The organism is Melioribacteraceae bacterium 4301-Me (assembly GCA_041538185.1).
Taxonomy (GTDB): Bacteria; Bacteroidota; Ignavibacteria; order Ignavibacteriales; family Melioribacteraceae; genus Pyranulibacter; species Pyranulibacter aquaticus.
Window position 1 is genome coordinate 237,031 of the sequence record JBGORM010000001.1, and the last position, 16,015, is coordinate 253,045.

Below are 16,015 nucleotides of genomic sequence, written 5' to 3' on the forward strand. Positions count from 1 at the left end.
AACCCAAATATAAAGACAAAATGTCTAACTTAAAAATCCATTTTAAAAGGAGGTCATATGGCGAAAGAACTTAGCGGAGAGGTTTACTACCCATCGGAAGAAGTAATAAACTATGCTCGCATTAAAGATTGGGAAGAATTAAATGAATTTGCAAAAAAGAATCCTCTGAAATTTTGGTCCAATGAAGCGGAAGAGTTACATTGGTTTAAAAAATGGGATAAGGTATTGGATGATTCAAATAAGCCTTTTTATAAATGGTTCACTGGCGCTAGGACAAATATTGTTTATAATTGTCTTGATGTACACTTAAAAACTCATCGCAGAAATAAACTTGCTTTAATTTGGGAAGGAGAAAACGGGGATTGGAGAACAATGTCTTATCACGCTTTGCATAGGGAGACGTGCAAATTTGCTAACGTTTTAAGAAGTATGGGTGTACAAAAGGGTGATAGAGTTACAATATATATGGGAAGAATACCAGAAATTGTTATAGCAATGCTAGCAACTGCGAGAATTGGTGCAATCCATTCTGTTGTATATGGCGGCTTTTCAGTTGAATCACTTGCAGAAAGGATAGAAGACAGTCAATCCAAAGTGTTAATAGTTGCTGATGGTGCTTATCAACGCGGTAAAATTGTTCAGCTTAAAAAAATTGCTGATGAAGCACTTGAAAGATGCGGCACTGTAGAGCATGTTCTGGTTGTTAAAAGAACAGGTCAAGAAATTAACATGGAAAGTGGAAGGGATATGTGGTATCATGAATTGATGAACTTACCAATAGCAAACAATACATGCACACTTGAAGAAATGGATTCGGAGGACCCATTATTTATACTTTACACCTCAGGTACTACAGGAAAACCTAAAGCAATATTACACACTCACGGCGGTTACATGGTTGGCATTTATACTTCATTAAAATATGTTTTTGATATACACGAAGAAGATAGGTACTGGTGTGCGGCTGATCCTGGCTGGATTACAGGCCACAGCTATATTGTGTATGGACCATTATTAAATGGGGCTACATCTTTCCTATATGAAGGTGCACCCAACTTTCCTTATCCAAATCGTTGGTGGCAAATGATTGAAAAGTATGGTATTAATATTTTATATACAGCTCCTACAGCAATTAGAGGCTTAATGCGTTTTGGAGAGGCATGGGTTAAAAGGCATAATTTGTCGTCTTTACGATTGCTTGGTTCTGTTGGTGAACCAATTAATCCTGAAGCGTGGAGATGGTATTATAAAGTTGTTGGAAATGAAAAATGCCCAATTATGGATACATGGTGGCAAACAGAAACTGGAATGTTTATGATTACACCTATGCCATGTGTTCCACTTAAACCTGGCTCGGGAACACGACCTTTCCCTGGTATCGAAATGGATGTGGTTGATGAGCAAGGGAATCCTGTTGGCCCAAATGAAGAAGGCTACCTCGTGATTAAAACACCATGGCCTGCTATGATTAGAACGGTTTATAATGATCCCGATAGATATGTAAATCAGTATTGGAGTAGATACCCTGGTATGTATTTAACTGGTGACAGCGCAAAGAAAGATGAAGACGGCTACTTCTGGATTATTGGTAGGGTAGACGATGTAATAAAAGTATCTGGTTATAGACTTGGGACTGCTGAAATTGAAAGTGCATTGGTTAGTCATCCTGCCGTTGCTGAAGCCGCTGCAATAGGGCTCCCCCATGAAGTAAAAGGAAATGCAATCTATGCTTACGTAATACTTCGTAACGGCTATGAAAAGTCCAACGCTTTAATTGATGAATTAAAACAACATGTAAGTCACGAAGTCGGCCCAATTGCAAAACCAGAACATATTGAATTTGTCGATTCACTACCTAAAACACGCTCAGGAAAAATTATGCGTCGTGTATTGAAAGCAAAAGCACTTGGACAAGACCCCGGTAATATTTCTACTCTTGATGAATAATCTATTAAAAATATTAGCAAGAACAAGAAATAAGTTTTTGAGTATCATTCTTGTTCTTGCTTATACTTAAATATTATGTCCACTATCTATATAGTTATTCAAGGTGTTTTTTTAATACTAGCTCTTTCATAAAATTCTGGGTTGAGAGTTTTTCGCAACCGAGAATCATTTCTTTAATTTTATCCTGCTGTGGGCGAGTTAATATTTTTTCTGAAAGAGAATTAAATTTATTCTCTATGTCTTCAATGGTCATTGGTTGTTTTGGATGACCTTTTGGATATTCAAGATATTTCGAAAATTCTTTTCCATCTTTAGTTTTAATTACAACTTTAGATGGTTGTTTTTCGGGGAATAATTTTTCGAATTCAGTTGATGCCTCGCCTTTAATTTTATTAATCACTTTCCAAATTCTAGGATCTTTTAATTTTTCTTCAGTAAAAGATTGTGTAGTTATTTTTTTATCTACAATTGCTACTGCAATGCAATAGGGAAGTGAATGGTCAGCAGTTTCTCGAGATTCCGGTTTATATTTGCTTGGATCGAAAAGAATATCACACGCACGTGCTATTGTTGTTACAGTTACTGATTCAACTTCGTCATATTTAATATTGTTGTTTTTTACAATATCAAGGGTAGCGGAAATATGAGTATGTGTCAAGGCTTCGGTAGGAAATGCTTTCATGCTGCAATCGAGAATTTTAAATTTTTTTCCTAAGTCCCCTATAAGTTTTTCTATATTCCAACTCCAATTTTCTGATTTATCTCTGCCTTGCATTTTGATGGGATAAGTTTTTTTGTTTATTACATCCCATCCCCAAAAGCAATCCATAAAACCTTCTTTCCCTTCGAAAATCATTTCGGTACCGGTAAAACCTTCTTTAGCTAACAAGGCAGCGAACACACCGCTTTGGACTGCCATTGGGTCAACTGTATTTTTCATCATTGAAAGCTTGCCTGCAGTAGGTGCACCTACAGTATAGTTGTGTGACCCATTTATTCCGATTGCGTTTACCATTTCATCAACTGTTAGATTTAAGATTTTTCCTGCAACAATAGGCGAGACAAATTGAGTTAAAGTTGCATGGTGCCATTTCCGTTCACGAATTCCGGGAACAGCAAATTCACAAAGTCGTTGTTCAAATTCATATCCAAGAACAATTGCAACAATAACATCTTTCATGGATGCATTAACAAGTTCGGCTGTAGCTAAAGCAGCCGGGATTAAATCAGAAGGATGAGATGGATCCTCTTTCCAATAAATATCATTGAAGTCAAGTGAACGAACCATAAGTGAATTTATTAGCGTTGCATTAATTGCTGGAATTTTATCGCCAAATGCAATAACAGTTGCTTCGTTTCGTCCACCTATTTGTTTGTAGATATTTCGGATAATATTTACATCTTTAGTTTTATATGCACCAAAAGCACATCCTATTGAATCGTATAAAAATCTTTTTGTCGTTTCAATTACATTTTGAGGTAAATCTTCGTATTTTAAGTTAACCGCAAATTCAGAGATAACACGAGAAATAGACTTTTCCATAGTGTTAATCCTTAATTATGTTGGTGAAAGATGAAATTGTTACTTACTTATTCTGCCAGTTGGTTTCGTAAATCTTGGGGAAGTTGAGGAAAGGGAAGAAGTGTTTAGAAGTATTGTATTTGATTATCATAAAAAATTTTGAATTTGACTCGGAATAAAATTATGGTTTTTATGAATTAAATAAAAGAGAGATGTTTATAGAAATGGTTATTAATTGGAATTTACAGTATTGTCCAAAATAATTTTTATAATAAAAATTTGCTTGCCATGAAGTGGTGAATTCTCATATGATTTTTATCGAATGTAAGTAATTTTGAAATAAATAAAGTAACTGATCATCTGCTCTTTGTGTTTGTCTAAAAAGTAAAATTTTTTAGAAAATAGGACACGGACAACACGGATTTTAACGGATTTTAAAATTGAAAAATTACTTTTTAGACAACTACTTTTATTACTCTAAAAAATTATTTTGACAGATATGTGAAATATAACTGTATCACCAAACTCTTTAGAACTTTCTGAAGCAGCAACATATCATGCAGGTCTTCTTACTGCAGCAAAAGTAAAAGAATGAGTTTCTCTATCATACTTATAGTAGTGGGGTAGTTCTGAATATGGATAATTTATTATTAAGCTCTTTATTTTATTTGTTTATTAAACAATTATTTATAGACTACTCACTTAAAAGTTTTTCTGCCCACAATTTAAAACGTCCAAGGTATTTCCATAATTGATCTATGTCTTTCCTGTCATAAATATCTCCGCTGTAAGAAACTGCTGTTTTATGTTCAATTATTCGTTCTAACTGATTTATAGCTGATTTCTTTTCTTTTGATTCAGCAATAATTTCATTAATTAAAGAAACTACCTGATGATGATCGTCGCTTTGACTTTTAACACCACCATATTTTATACAAATTGCATCTGAATAGGCAATTGCTGCATGAACTATAAGAACACCTGCTGCATTCCAATATTCGTATTCTTTAGCTACATCGGCACCGTTATAAAAGCTTTCGGCCACTATTCTATAATTCTTTGAAGCTGATTTATCAACAGATTTCCTTGTAGTCTTTTTAACCATTTAACAATTCTTTTATTTTTAACCCGGAGATGTATACTCCTTCTTTTGTTATTTCTTTAACAGGAGATTTACCGAATTTAGAACGTTTAATAAAATCATTTTTTGTAATATAAAACGGTGCTAACGATACACCGTATTTCTTTTTCAACTTACTACTGAGATCACTAAGCACTTTTTCGATTTTCTTTTTATTCGTTTCACTGTTATAAATTATGCAAATATCATAATCACTATCGATGGTTTCTTGCTGACGAGCTACACTCCCGAATAAATAAACGCTGATTGTAAACTTTCTTAATGAGTTTGCTATTTCCTTCGAAATCATTTCAACATATTTTCTTTCTGCAGCCAGTGCAGGAAGCAGTACATCTTTAACAAGAAAATGTTCACGGTTAAGAGTAAATAAATGCTCTCTACCACCACGTACACGATTTACAATTCCCATATCCTCCAAAAAAGACAAAGTGATTAAACAATTTTTAGGTGTGATCCCTGCTATTCGTGCAACTTCTCTGCCCGAAATGCCAACAGCGTAATTTTCTAAAGCACGCATAACCGCAATATTTGACCAGGTAGAAAATAGCGCATTAAGAGCCTTATTAACAATCATTTTCCATCCGTTTCTTTTAGGAAACATATGTTTCTTTTAGGAAACATATATATTTTTTAACGTACTAGCAAATTTCATCTCCTTAGATGTTTATTATTAAGGCGTTAATACACCATGGTATACATTATATAAGAATCGATTTAGTTCCACGCTTCATATTTAACCCGAGCTTCTTTAACTACTGAATCCCTGAAATAACGGCTTAATTCTTCAGGTGTTCTCAAGTCAACCTTTCTTCCTATAATTTCAGATAGTTGTCGTTCCATCCTTGCAATGTCAAGAAGTCCGTATTCAGTATCATCTGCAAACTCAACTAATAAGTTCACATCACTTTCGGGATTTTCTTTATTCTTCAGATATGAACCAAACAGTGAGAGCTTCTTTATTTTGTTTTCTCTGCAGAACGAATCTAATTCCTTTTTATGTTTAGTTAAGATGTCCATTGACTATTCCAAAATCTGGCTCATTAAATTATTTTAACTTCTGAAATATAACTGTATCACCAAACTCTTCAGAACTTTCTGAAGCAGCAACATATCCTGTAAGTCTTCTTCCCGCAGCAAAAGAAAAAGAATGAGTTTCTCTATCATACTTCCTATGGTGAGTTAGTTCTGAATAAGGAGAATTTATTATTAAACACTATATTTTATCCAAAATTTAATCTTCCAGTCTAGATATTATAGTTTCTATCTGATATTTAAGTTTTGGCATATCCTTTATAACAGTATCCCATATTATCTCAAGGTCAAGCTCGCCATACATATGAATAAAAACATTTCTCATAGCACGCATCTTTCTCTAGGGTAAATTAGAAAATTTATTCTTTAATTTATAAGATACATGATTTGATACTTCCTCGATAATTCCAATTTTTCTAATTACTGCTTTCTGAAGAATCTCGTATTTATAAATTATATGGTAACCGCTCGTATAGTGTACTTAAAAATAATTTGTTATCAAAGATTAAATTTCACCCAGTTCTCAAGACCATTAGCTGCGATTAATTCTTGAGCTGCAGTTCCTATTGGATTAATTGAATATGTTTTGTCATTTGCTTTGATTGTTGAATTTTGGAAATTGATTTTTGCTGTTATTCCTGTTCGATGAGATTTCACCACTTCGTGGATAGTTAATTGATTCTGATCAAATTGTCTTCTCAAATCATTTACTAATTCCGGGCATTCAATAATCAGGAAACCATTATTAATTGCATTTCGTTTGTAAGTCTCATTAAATGAACCAGCAATTACAAGTTGAATACCTTTGTATTTTAATGCTGTTGCAGCTTGTTCACGTGAGCTTCCAGTTCCAAAATTAAATCCTCCAACAAGAATATCACCTTCTTTAACTATGTTTTTAAAATTCGGGTCATAATTTTCCATAACTACTTTAGCTTGGTCTAAAGGAGTCATATCATCATTATAAGTATATTTACTGGGATAAATTCCATCTGTGTTTAAATTATCTTGTGGACAAAAGATTAATTCACCTGTAATTTCAGAAGGGAAGCCATCAATAATTTGGACTGATGTTGTAGAAATATTTCTTTTTGTATTTGTTCTTATTTCTCCAATAATTTTTTGATGAGGTCCTTTCCATTCATAATCGATATAACCTGATAAAGCCGAATAAGCAACAACAGCGGGAGATGCAAGATATGCTAAAGCATTAGGAGAGCCCATTCGACCTTTGAAATTTCTGTTAGTTGCTGAAATTCCAATTTCGCCATCTTCAAGTAAACCAGTCCCTAATCCAATGCAAGGTCCGCAGCCTGGCGGTAAAGGAATTGCATTAGCTTCAATTAGTGCCTGCCAGTCTCCACGTTTTTCACTTTCTTTTTGAACTTCGCTTGAAGCAGCACCGATATAAAATTTTACATGCTCTGCTACTTTTTTGCCTTTTAAAATTTTTGCAGCCTCAGCAATATCTTCAACACGAGAATTAACACACGAAACCAAATAAGCTTTGTCAATTTTTATTTTTTTGTTTTTGATTTCTGAAACAGGTGTAATTTTTTTGACTGTATTTGGTCCTGATACATAAGGTTCAATCGAAGAAAGGTCTATAGTCAATTCTTTAGAATAAAAAGCATCTCTATCAGGTTGAAGATTTGGCAATTCTTTTTCAAGCTCTAAAATTCTTTCTTCATTTATTCTTGGATGTTTGCCATTTCCATCAGCATCGGATGAAACTCCTTCAAGTCCTCTTTGCTGAATAAATTTTGCTCTTTGTTTTAACCACTCAAGTGTAATTTCATCAATAGGGAAAAGACCAACGAGAGCACCCCATTCAGTTGTCATATTTGCAATTGTAAGCCGTTCATCAATGCTTAGATATTTAATACCTTCACCGACAAATTCAATAGCATGATTTAGTACTTCATCATTATTGAAAAATCCACAGAGAGCAATTATTACGTCTTTGCCTGTAACACCAGTTTGCAATTTTCCTTTTAATTCTACTTTAGCTATAGGAGGAACTTGCCACCATGTTTTACCAGTTGCCCAAATTGCTGCTGCATCTGTCCTTACAATTGGTGTTCCTAAGCATCCAATTCCGCCATACATATTTGAATGGCTATCGGATGCAACAGCCATAGTTCCAGGCCAGGCATAACCTTCTTCAATCATAATTTGATGACCAATTCCACGACCAGCAGGATAGAAGTCAGCTCCCATAGATTTTGCAAACTCTTCAATCTTTCTATATTTCTGTAAATTTTTTTCATCTTTGTTCTGAATGTCATGGTCAAGTGTAATAACAACTTGTCTTGGATTTGCTAACTTAGTTGCACCAATGCTTTTAAATTTTGGAATAACTGCACCAGTGTTATCGTGAGTCATAACATAAGCTGGACGAATTGTAATATAATCTCCAGATTGAACAATTTGATCTGGCAAAAGACCAACTGCATAACGCTGAACAATTTTTTCGATTAATGTTTGAGGCATTGTGTTTCCTGTTGTGTAATTGTCAAATTATTTAATTAGTAAATTGTTGTAGCTATCATTTAAGTAATTTTTTGTCTAAGCAATTTATTAAAATTCGGTATTCATTATTATATAGAAAAACATTTAATGTAAATATACATTTTAAGCGTAAAAATAAAATATTGTTCTAAGCATTTTATTCATATTGATTTTTTGAGTAGCGTTCTAAAAATTGTGTAAGGTAAAATAATGAAAGAGGCATTTACCCTCACTAAATTTGCAATAAGAAAAAGGAGGATAAATGCCCATGGAAACAAAAACAGAAATCAACGCAGTAGAAATTAAAAAAAATATCAGAGTAAACAAAAGCATATTTAATTATGTTAATGAACAAGTAAAAAATTTTATAAAATTATTTTTAGAGACAATATTAGATGTAGAGTTTGAGATGTATAGAGAAGGACTAACACCAAAGAGATATCGTCAACGTAATGGTTATTATCGGAGAAGTTTACTAACGAGTTATGGGTTAATTGAAAATCTAAAAGTGCCAAGATATAGAGCAATAAGGTTCACAAATTCACTCTTTAAGCCCTGGCAAAGAAGATGGGAAAAAGTCGAAGAAACAATCGTAAAACTATTTATACAAGGAGAAAGCTACCGAGACATAAGACGTATGGTTGGAGAACTTTCCACGAAGTGGTGAATTCTCATGTAATTGGTTGTTTTGAAAATAAAAGAAGTCTTGATAAAATTTTGTTCTTTGTATTTAATTTTATCAATGAATTATTTGGTAATGCCTCTTTTGTTAATAATATCGCTCTTACACAATTTTAAGAACGTTATTGATAAATGGAATTTACTTTAGAATAATGTAATGAATTACTTTCAACTCTCTAAAATAAAGTAAGGTTTTTGCACCTCCCAAGGTACTTTGTATTTTGGGCAGAACCCTAGAATACAGCAGATAAATTATAGAATAGAATTCATATGACGTAGACTGAGTAGATTAGTTCATTAGAATTAATTTAATATTCTGCTTGCAGGGTAAGTTTTAAATCCGGTTACTCAGTGTAATGTATTTTTTAACCACTAAGGTTCACTAAGAATTTGTTTAGCTTGTCCACCAAAGCTGACTGTTGTAAAATAAATTACTGTGTTGTATTAAAGACAACGAGAAGCTGTAAAACAATTAATATCACCTAAATGATTCGAACGAAACAAAATCTGCATGATGAACTATGATAGATTCAACAGTTCGTTTTCCTAAATCACCTTCTTTTGAATGCGTTGCAATTATATGCTGAACTTCGAATGGAATATTAAATCTTGCTGCAATTGCTAAGCCACTAAAAGGATGACGAACCATTTCGCCAGCTTTGCTAATTTGTATTTTGCCGTTTACTTTTTCATATTCTAATAATTTACCTACATCAATTAGAATTGCACCAGCAATTAAATAATCCATATTTATGTTTAATGAATCACCAAAATTCTTTTTCATAATTTTTGCAATTTCAAATGCAAGTTGAACACATGTTCTTTTATGGTTGATGAAAGAAATTTTACAATCTTTGATAAGAAGCGTAAATGGGATTATTTCTAAATCTTCTATTGAAAGAGATGAATTTTCAATTGCATAAGTCCAACAGTCAATTACTTTTTCGCGCAATGATTCATCTTTAATCCAATCAATTTCAGGCCAGAGTTTTTTAATTTTTTCTCTGAGCATATTGCCTCTTACTTTAATACAATTTTATAATAATCTTACTTAGCAATTATTGGTTCTTTATGATTTTTTCTTAATACTTGATAAGCCTGTAATGCTAATAATACTGCAAGTATAAACAAAAGTAACGATACAAATGATAAAGTATAGTTGCGAGATAATATATTTGTGTAAAAAAGCATAAGCAAAGAAGTTAAAGTTACTGCAAACATAAATAGCATAGGAATTAATGTAAATTTTGTATCGATATTAAGATGAGCAACCCAAACTGTTATTGCTAAAAGTGCAATAGCTGCCAATAGTTGATTTGCACTTCCAAATACTGGCCAAATTGACATTGATTGTCCACTTAATGTTAATGCTGCACCAAATAATACTGTGACGGCAGTAGCTAAATATCGATTCTTTACTAAAATGCTTTGTTCTTTTCTATCTTTTATTTCAAAAAATTCTTGGAATGAATAACGAGCTAATCTTGTTGCGGTATCGAGAGATGTTAAAGCAAAAGCAGAAACAGCAAGAGCTGCAAAACTTGTGGCTGCATCTATTGGAACATTTAAGAAGGGAATATTATGTATAAAATTTGCAACGCCGGTGGAAAAAGCAGCAACTGCACCTTTGGTGTTAAGAATTTCTAGAAAATGTTCTTGGTCTAATGAAGCAACTGATAACAGAGAGAGAACAGCTAGTATTCCTTCAATTAACATTCCGCCATAACCAATTATTTTTGCATCGGTTTCTTTATCAAGCTGCTTTGCTGTTGTTCCACTTCCTACAATTGAATGAAAACCACTTATTGCTCCACAAGCAACTGTTACAAAAAGAGCAGGGAAGAGGTAACCAACTTTATCTACTGTGAAATTTGTAGTTGGTGATAAATGAATTTCCGGCATTGTGAAAAATAATCCAATTATGCCCGCTATCATTAAACCATATAAGAAAAATGAATTGAGATAATCTCTTGGTTGAAGAAGAATCCACACAGGTGTTACAGATGCTAAGAAAATGTAAATGAGCAAAATTATTATCCAAGTATTTCTATCAAGCTGAAGCGGATAGATGTAGCCCAAGTAAATAGCTAAAGAAAGAAATATTATTCCTACTGTTGATGAAATCCATAATGGTGCTTTGAATCTATAAACACTTAATCCAAAAAGAATTGCTAAAAAAATAAATAGAACTGATGAAGTACCAGAACTTGGAATGTGTGTAAATGTATCAGCAACAATAATTGTAAAGACTGCCATGATAAGAATTAATGTTGCCCAAGAGAAAATCAAAAAAAGTTTTTTGCCGCTAATTCCAATATAGTTTTCTATAATTTGACCGATTGATTTCCCTTTATGACGGATTGATGCAATTATTGATGTATAGTCATGAACACCGCCAATAAATGTTGCACCAATTAAAATCCAAATATAAACCGGTATCCAGCCAAAACTTGCGGCAATGATGGGACCAACGATTGGTCCAGCTCCAGCAATTGATGCGAAATGATGTCCTAATAGAACTGGTGATTTTGCTGGGCAGTAATCAACTCCATCATACATTGAATGTGAGGGAGTTGGATTTGCGTTCGATACGTTGAGCTTTTTTGCAATGTATCCGCCATACACATTATATGCACCTACAAACATTATAATCGCGAATAAAATTAATAATATGCCGCTCATTTTTTTACCTATTATTTATTACCAAATTACCAAGATTACCAAATTAGCAAGATTACCAAATTAGCAAGATTACCAAATTAGCATTCTTAGTGTTCTCTTTGCGAAATTTGCGTTTTCAAATAACATTATACATAGCATTCTTTTAGAAGAAGATTACATGATTGAATTACTTCTATACCAATTTTCCCGTACTCCCATTATTCCAATTCCCCATTATTTCCAATCTCGTATCTACTCATCTTCCTAACTTTTTATTCCAATTTAGAAATAACAGCATCCGTCATTTGTTGAGTAGATGCAGCGCCTTTCTCAAAAACATCTGGTCCACCTTTTAATTTCAGCATATCGTAAGTTCTTACTTTCCCTTCTTCAATTACTTTAGCAATTGCATTTCTAATTTTCTGAGCAATTTCATTTTTTCCAATATGTTCAAGCATCATCACAGCACTCATAAACATTGCAATAGGATTCACAATAGATGGGTTTAATTTTTCATACTTTGGAGCTGAACCATGAGTTGGTTCAAAAATTGCTACTTCTTCTCCAATATTTGCACTGCATGCAAAACCTAATCCTCCGATTAATCCAGCAAAACCGTCACTAATTATATCGCCAAACATATTTTCTGCTACAATGATTCCATAATCTTCTGGATTTTTTGTCAACCACATCATTTGAGCATCTATGTTGGTATCCCATAATTCAATTTCAGGATAATCCTTAGAAATTTCTTTTGCAATTTTTAACATCATACCAGAAGTCTCTCTCAAAACATTTGGCTTTTCACACAGCGTAACACTTTTATATCCAAGTTTACGAGCATATTCAAAAGCAGCTTTGATAATTCTTTCACTTGCTTTTTTTGTAACTATACGAGTTGATATTGCCATTTCTTCACTTGGAACATTTGCAAATGCTTTCATTTTAGGATGAGTTTCAAGAGCTTCTCGAACTTGTTTAGGTGGATTTGTCCATTCTACTCCGGAATACAAACCTTCTGTATTTTGTCTGAATATTACAACATTAACAAAAGGTTCTTCATAGGTTCCATCAATTTTTTTACGAATAAAATTGAGTGGATTACCTTTGAAAGAGATACATGGTCGAATGCAAATATCTAAATTAAAAATTTGACGCAGCGCAACAATTGGTGAAAAATAAACATATCCTTTCCCTTTTAATGAAGGGTCGAGTTCTTTTTCTGCTGCATCTTTTGGTTTACTTGTGATTGCACCAAATAAAGCAATTTTATGTTTAGCAATTAAATCGATTGTCCTTTGTGGAAGTGCGTTCCCTTCTTTACACCAGAATTCCCAACCAATATCACCCCAAACATATTCAGCTTGAAATCCAACGGCATTCAGTAAACGTATTGCTTCTGGCAAAACAATTTTTCCAATTCCATCTCCAGGTAAAACAACAATTTTTTTCATTTTATTTTCCTTAAAGTGTATTAATTTTTTGTAAACCAAATTAGAGAGATGGATTGTTTATATCAAGGAAATGAGAATGATTAAGTACTTTTAAAAACAGTTATAAGGATTTTTTATCTTATTTGTAAAGTTCTTCCACACACTTTAGTTCTTAATTATTCTTTAGAAATGAACTTTATAATAAAGATTAAGCTTCTTATTAAAGCTGCAAATCAATTTGTAGATTTAATGAATTATAGATATTTCCAATTATTTCTGTATATCCACTTCCGATTGTTTTTTCTTTAGGCTTGTAAAGCTCTGAATATTTTAACGAGATAATTAAGTTAAAAGGCAATTTATATTTTGCATATAAGTACCATCTAATCCCTTCGCCATATAATGGCGGATTAGTAATAACTCCATCTAAATCATTTTCATATTCGTATATACGGGAGTTAAACGAATCTGTCTTAAAAAAAGTAGTACGTAAATCAATTAATAGGTTTGAAGCAGGAGAAATTCTGACATCCTGATAAACTAAAAATCCTTTTTCATTATTGTTCTTTGTTTTACTGAATGAAAGAAAAATTGATTCGATTCTGCTTTTTAGTGAAAGGAATTTATTAATCTCGTAAATAAAATCAAGTCTTATATTTTGAGTTAACTGGTTGTCAATTATATTTTCATCAGAGTACAACTTAGCGACTTCTTTGTTTTCGTTTTTATACTTAAAGAACAGCTTTGTTTTTTCGAAGGGGATTGCATAGTAGTAAATTAAAAATTCTTTTCCAGAACTAGGCATTGAATTACTATTCGTTGGATAGGGGAATTTAAATTGGTCATAGTAAAAGTTAATTACACCGGCATATGTTTTTAGCTTAAAGCCTGTATAAAAACCTATTTCGTTCTGTGTACCATTTTTTCCCCCGAATCCATTTGAAAATAGGTTAATGTAATTGTGTGGATAATTTCTAAACGAGCTTACTAATGAAAAATGCGGCGTAATATTAATTTCTATGTTATTAATACTTGCTACAGATATATTGTTGTATGAGAATTCTCCGCTGAAGGAAACACTTTTTAAAAAAGCATGATAATCAAGAGAATAGAACTCGAATTCATCACCTTTTGGTTTGTAATAAGCATCATTATACAATAAGTTTCCAAACTTAACTTTATAATATAAAAATCCAATACCAATATTGGAGTTTAAAGTATAGGATAACATTGACCCGTAGATTTTGCGTTTTAGTCTTTTCTTCTTATTAATTTCTGTAAAAGTTCTATGGTAACCGTCAATTGGCATTGAAGTAACAAATGAAGTGGTACTGTCAATTGAAGCATCAACTTTGTTGTAAGAATAAAATGAAGTTATATTAAAGTTGTTGAAAGCTAATTGAACTGAAGCGCCTCTTAAAAACTGATTTTCGTCGGTGCTTACGTAGGGTAAAATTCCATGTGATTTTCTATCGAGAGTGTTTACTGCGTAAATACTTTTGAAGTAGCTGTAGGGACTCCACATGGCTAATCCTTGTCCAAATTCTACCAAGTAGTCTCCCAAAGTAATATTTTCAATAAAACCAACTTTTTTTATTTGAAGATGGTAAGAATAAAAATCGTTAAATGAATTTTCACCTGGATCTTTTTCGGTTAAAAAGTTAAGTCTGTACCGGTCATTAATTAATTGGAATCTTTGATAGCTTTTTAATTTAGACCCTGCAAATTTATTTTGCAAAAAGCCCAAATTATCTTTTAAATCAATTGATTGTCGAGAGCGAAAATTTATTTTGCTGTTCTGAAATGATATAATACTGCTTTTTTCTTGGGGGTTGATAACTTCAAAAGAAATATAGGGAAGTATTTTATCTATTGTTTCATTATCAATGGTTTTAATTTGATAAAGTTCACTTTTGTTGTGAAAAATTCCATGTTGATTGCGATAATCTATGATTTCATTTGCAGTTTTATAGTCGATAAAAGGAATTTTAGTTAAGTCGTTTTGCGATGCATAATTTATTAGTAACGGTTCTTGAGTAAGTTGTTCAAGCAAGTCGTAAATTTGAGTGTCTTCATTTTCAGTTGACATTTCTTCAAGTAAATTATCGTAAAATGAGTTTTGCAGTACAGAATCTTCTTGGGCAAAAAATTGGCAGGCAATCGAAAAAAACAATATAGCTGAAAAGGTTTTTCTCATTTGACTATTGATTAGTTGTCGAACCTAATTACAAGTCCACCTTGATGTGTTAATCCTAAATCTTGATGTGTAAATAATGCGTAGTCAAATTCTAAGAATTTCCAAACTATACCTATACCCAAATTATAAGTAGAAGGGTAATTGTTAAAGCCGGAGCGCAGCAATAAATAATCAATAATTTCATATTCAATTCCAAATCTGAAACTTGGATCGTAATCAATATCTTTTTGTAAAGCGAAAAACAACTTTATTGGCTGAATAGGTATGTACATTGCACCGACCCAAAGATTGGTCGGTATTTGATTAGGTTGGTTAGCAAAAGTAGATTTTGTGATATTTTCTATATAGAAGCCCGCTTGAAAGTTTTTAGTAATTTTAGCAATCGTTCCAATATTGAGGCTGAAAGATTTAGCTGTACCATATTTTGCTATACTTAGGCTGTGATAGTTAATAGTAAGACCCGCAAGAAAATTCTCGAACAATTTTTTGCTAAACGAAAATGATAATTTATTTTCCTTATAGAGTTCATAACCATAAAACATAAAACCTGCCGATAGCACACCAAACTTTAGCGGTTCAGTTATAGAGCTAAATCCGTTAGCTAATTCTTTTAGCTCGAATGGTGAAGGTGAGTAGTAAACTCCAATTTGGAAGTTAGGTAGTTCTGCAGCACCGGCGGGATTGTTAAAAATAGAAAAAACATCGTTAGAGAGAGCAACATCGGAATGAGCAAGGGCTATTTGCCGCGCTCCTGGTTTAATCTGAGAAAAAATTTTAACTGAAAAAAGAAAAACGAATAAAGCTACTGCAAGAATAGTCCTCATTATCAAAAGATAATAATTGTTGTATAATGTTATTCAATTAGATATTTTAAATCAAGAAAAAATTGA

13 protein-coding genes are annotated in these 16,015 nt (G+C 32.6%); 2 read left to right on the forward strand and 11 right to left on the reverse strand.

Features of this window, described 5'->3' with window-relative positions; all coding sequences use genetic code 11:
• Window positions 1-57: 57 nt before the first annotated feature.
• The gene (gene acs, locus ABRY23_01200; protein ID MFA3781662.1) at window positions 58-1,947 is read left to right on the forward strand and encodes an acetate--CoA ligase; all 1,890 of its coding nucleotides are present in this window, start codon (window positions 58-60) and stop codon (window positions 1,945-1,947) included.
• 94 nt (window positions 1,948-2,041) lie between these two features.
• Here acs and ABRY23_01205 read toward each other — a convergent pair whose 3' ends face one another.
• The 6 genes from ABRY23_01205 to lysF all read right to left on the reverse strand — a co-directional run bounded on the left by ABRY23_01205 (window position 2,042) and on the right by lysF (window position 8,135).
• Window positions 2,042-3,490: an MmgE/PrpD family protein gene (locus ABRY23_01205; GenBank protein ID MFA3781663.1), complete on the reverse strand. Its 1,449-nt coding sequence runs from the start codon at window positions 3,488-3,490 to the stop codon at window positions 2,042-2,044.
• A 673-nt stretch (window positions 3,491-4,163) separates the two neighbouring features.
• Entirely contained in the window at window positions 4,164-4,574 is a 411-nt protein-coding gene (locus ABRY23_01210; GenBank protein MFA3781664.1) for a hypothetical protein, read from the reverse strand.
• Window positions 4,567-5,184 (reverse strand): nucleotidyltransferase domain-containing protein, encoded by a 618-nt coding sequence (locus tag ABRY23_01215; protein ID MFA3781665.1) that lies wholly within the window; start codon window positions 5,182-5,184, stop codon window positions 4,567-4,569. The genes ABRY23_01210 and ABRY23_01215 overlap by 8 nt, the downstream gene beginning before the upstream one ends.
• A 140-nt stretch (window positions 5,185-5,324) precedes the next feature.
• On the reverse strand, window positions 5,325-5,627 hold the full coding sequence (locus ABRY23_01220) for a nucleotidyltransferase family protein (protein MFA3781666.1): 303 nt from the start codon (window positions 5,625-5,627) through the stop codon (window positions 5,325-5,327).
• Between the two features lie 214 nt (window positions 5,628-5,841).
• Window positions 5,842-5,976, reverse strand: coding sequence for a DUF86 domain-containing protein (locus ABRY23_01225; GenBank protein MFA3781667.1), 135 nt, complete (start codon window positions 5,974-5,976; stop codon window positions 5,842-5,844).
• A gap of 164 nt (window positions 5,977-6,140) precedes the next feature.
• Entirely contained in the window at window positions 6,141-8,135 is a 1,995-nt protein-coding gene (gene lysF, locus ABRY23_01230) for a homoaconitase (protein MFA3781668.1), read from the reverse strand.
• Window positions 8,136-8,421: 286 nt separating this feature from the next.
• On the opposite strand from lysF, the gene ABRY23_01235 reads away from it, so the two are divergent.
• Window positions 8,422-8,820, forward strand: a complete 399-nt coding sequence (locus ABRY23_01235; GenBank protein MFA3781669.1) for a transposase — start codon at window positions 8,422-8,424, stop codon at window positions 8,818-8,820.
• A gap of 492 nt (window positions 8,821-9,312) precedes the next feature.
• Here the strand turns inward: ABRY23_01235 and ABRY23_01240 are convergent, their stop codons facing one another.
• The 5 genes from ABRY23_01240 to ABRY23_01260 all read right to left on the reverse strand — a co-directional run bounded on the left by ABRY23_01240 (window position 9,313) and on the right by ABRY23_01260 (window position 15,949).
• On the reverse strand, window positions 9,313-9,846 hold the full coding sequence (locus tag ABRY23_01240) for an HDIG domain-containing metalloprotein (protein ID MFA3781670.1): 534 nt from the start codon (window positions 9,844-9,846) through the stop codon (window positions 9,313-9,315).
• Between the two features lie 35 nt (window positions 9,847-9,881).
• Window positions 9,882-11,516, reverse strand: a complete 1,635-nt coding sequence (locus tag ABRY23_01245) for a carbon starvation protein A (GenBank protein MFA3781671.1) — start codon at window positions 11,514-11,516, stop codon at window positions 9,882-9,884.
• Window positions 11,517-11,767: 251 nt separating this feature from the next.
• Entirely contained in the window at window positions 11,768-12,949 is a 1,182-nt protein-coding gene (locus ABRY23_01250) for an isocitrate/isopropylmalate dehydrogenase family protein (protein ID MFA3781672.1), read from the reverse strand.
• Between the two features lie 199 nt (window positions 12,950-13,148).
• Window positions 13,149-15,125, reverse strand: a complete 1,977-nt coding sequence (locus ABRY23_01255; protein MFA3781673.1) for a ComEA family DNA-binding protein — start codon at window positions 15,123-15,125, stop codon at window positions 13,149-13,151.
• Between the two features lie 11 nt (window positions 15,126-15,136).
• The gene (locus ABRY23_01260; protein ID MFA3781674.1) at window positions 15,137-15,949 is read right to left on the reverse strand and encodes a hypothetical protein; all 813 of its coding nucleotides are present in this window, start codon (window positions 15,947-15,949) and stop codon (window positions 15,137-15,139) included.
• Window positions 15,950-16,015: the final 66 nt, after the last annotated feature.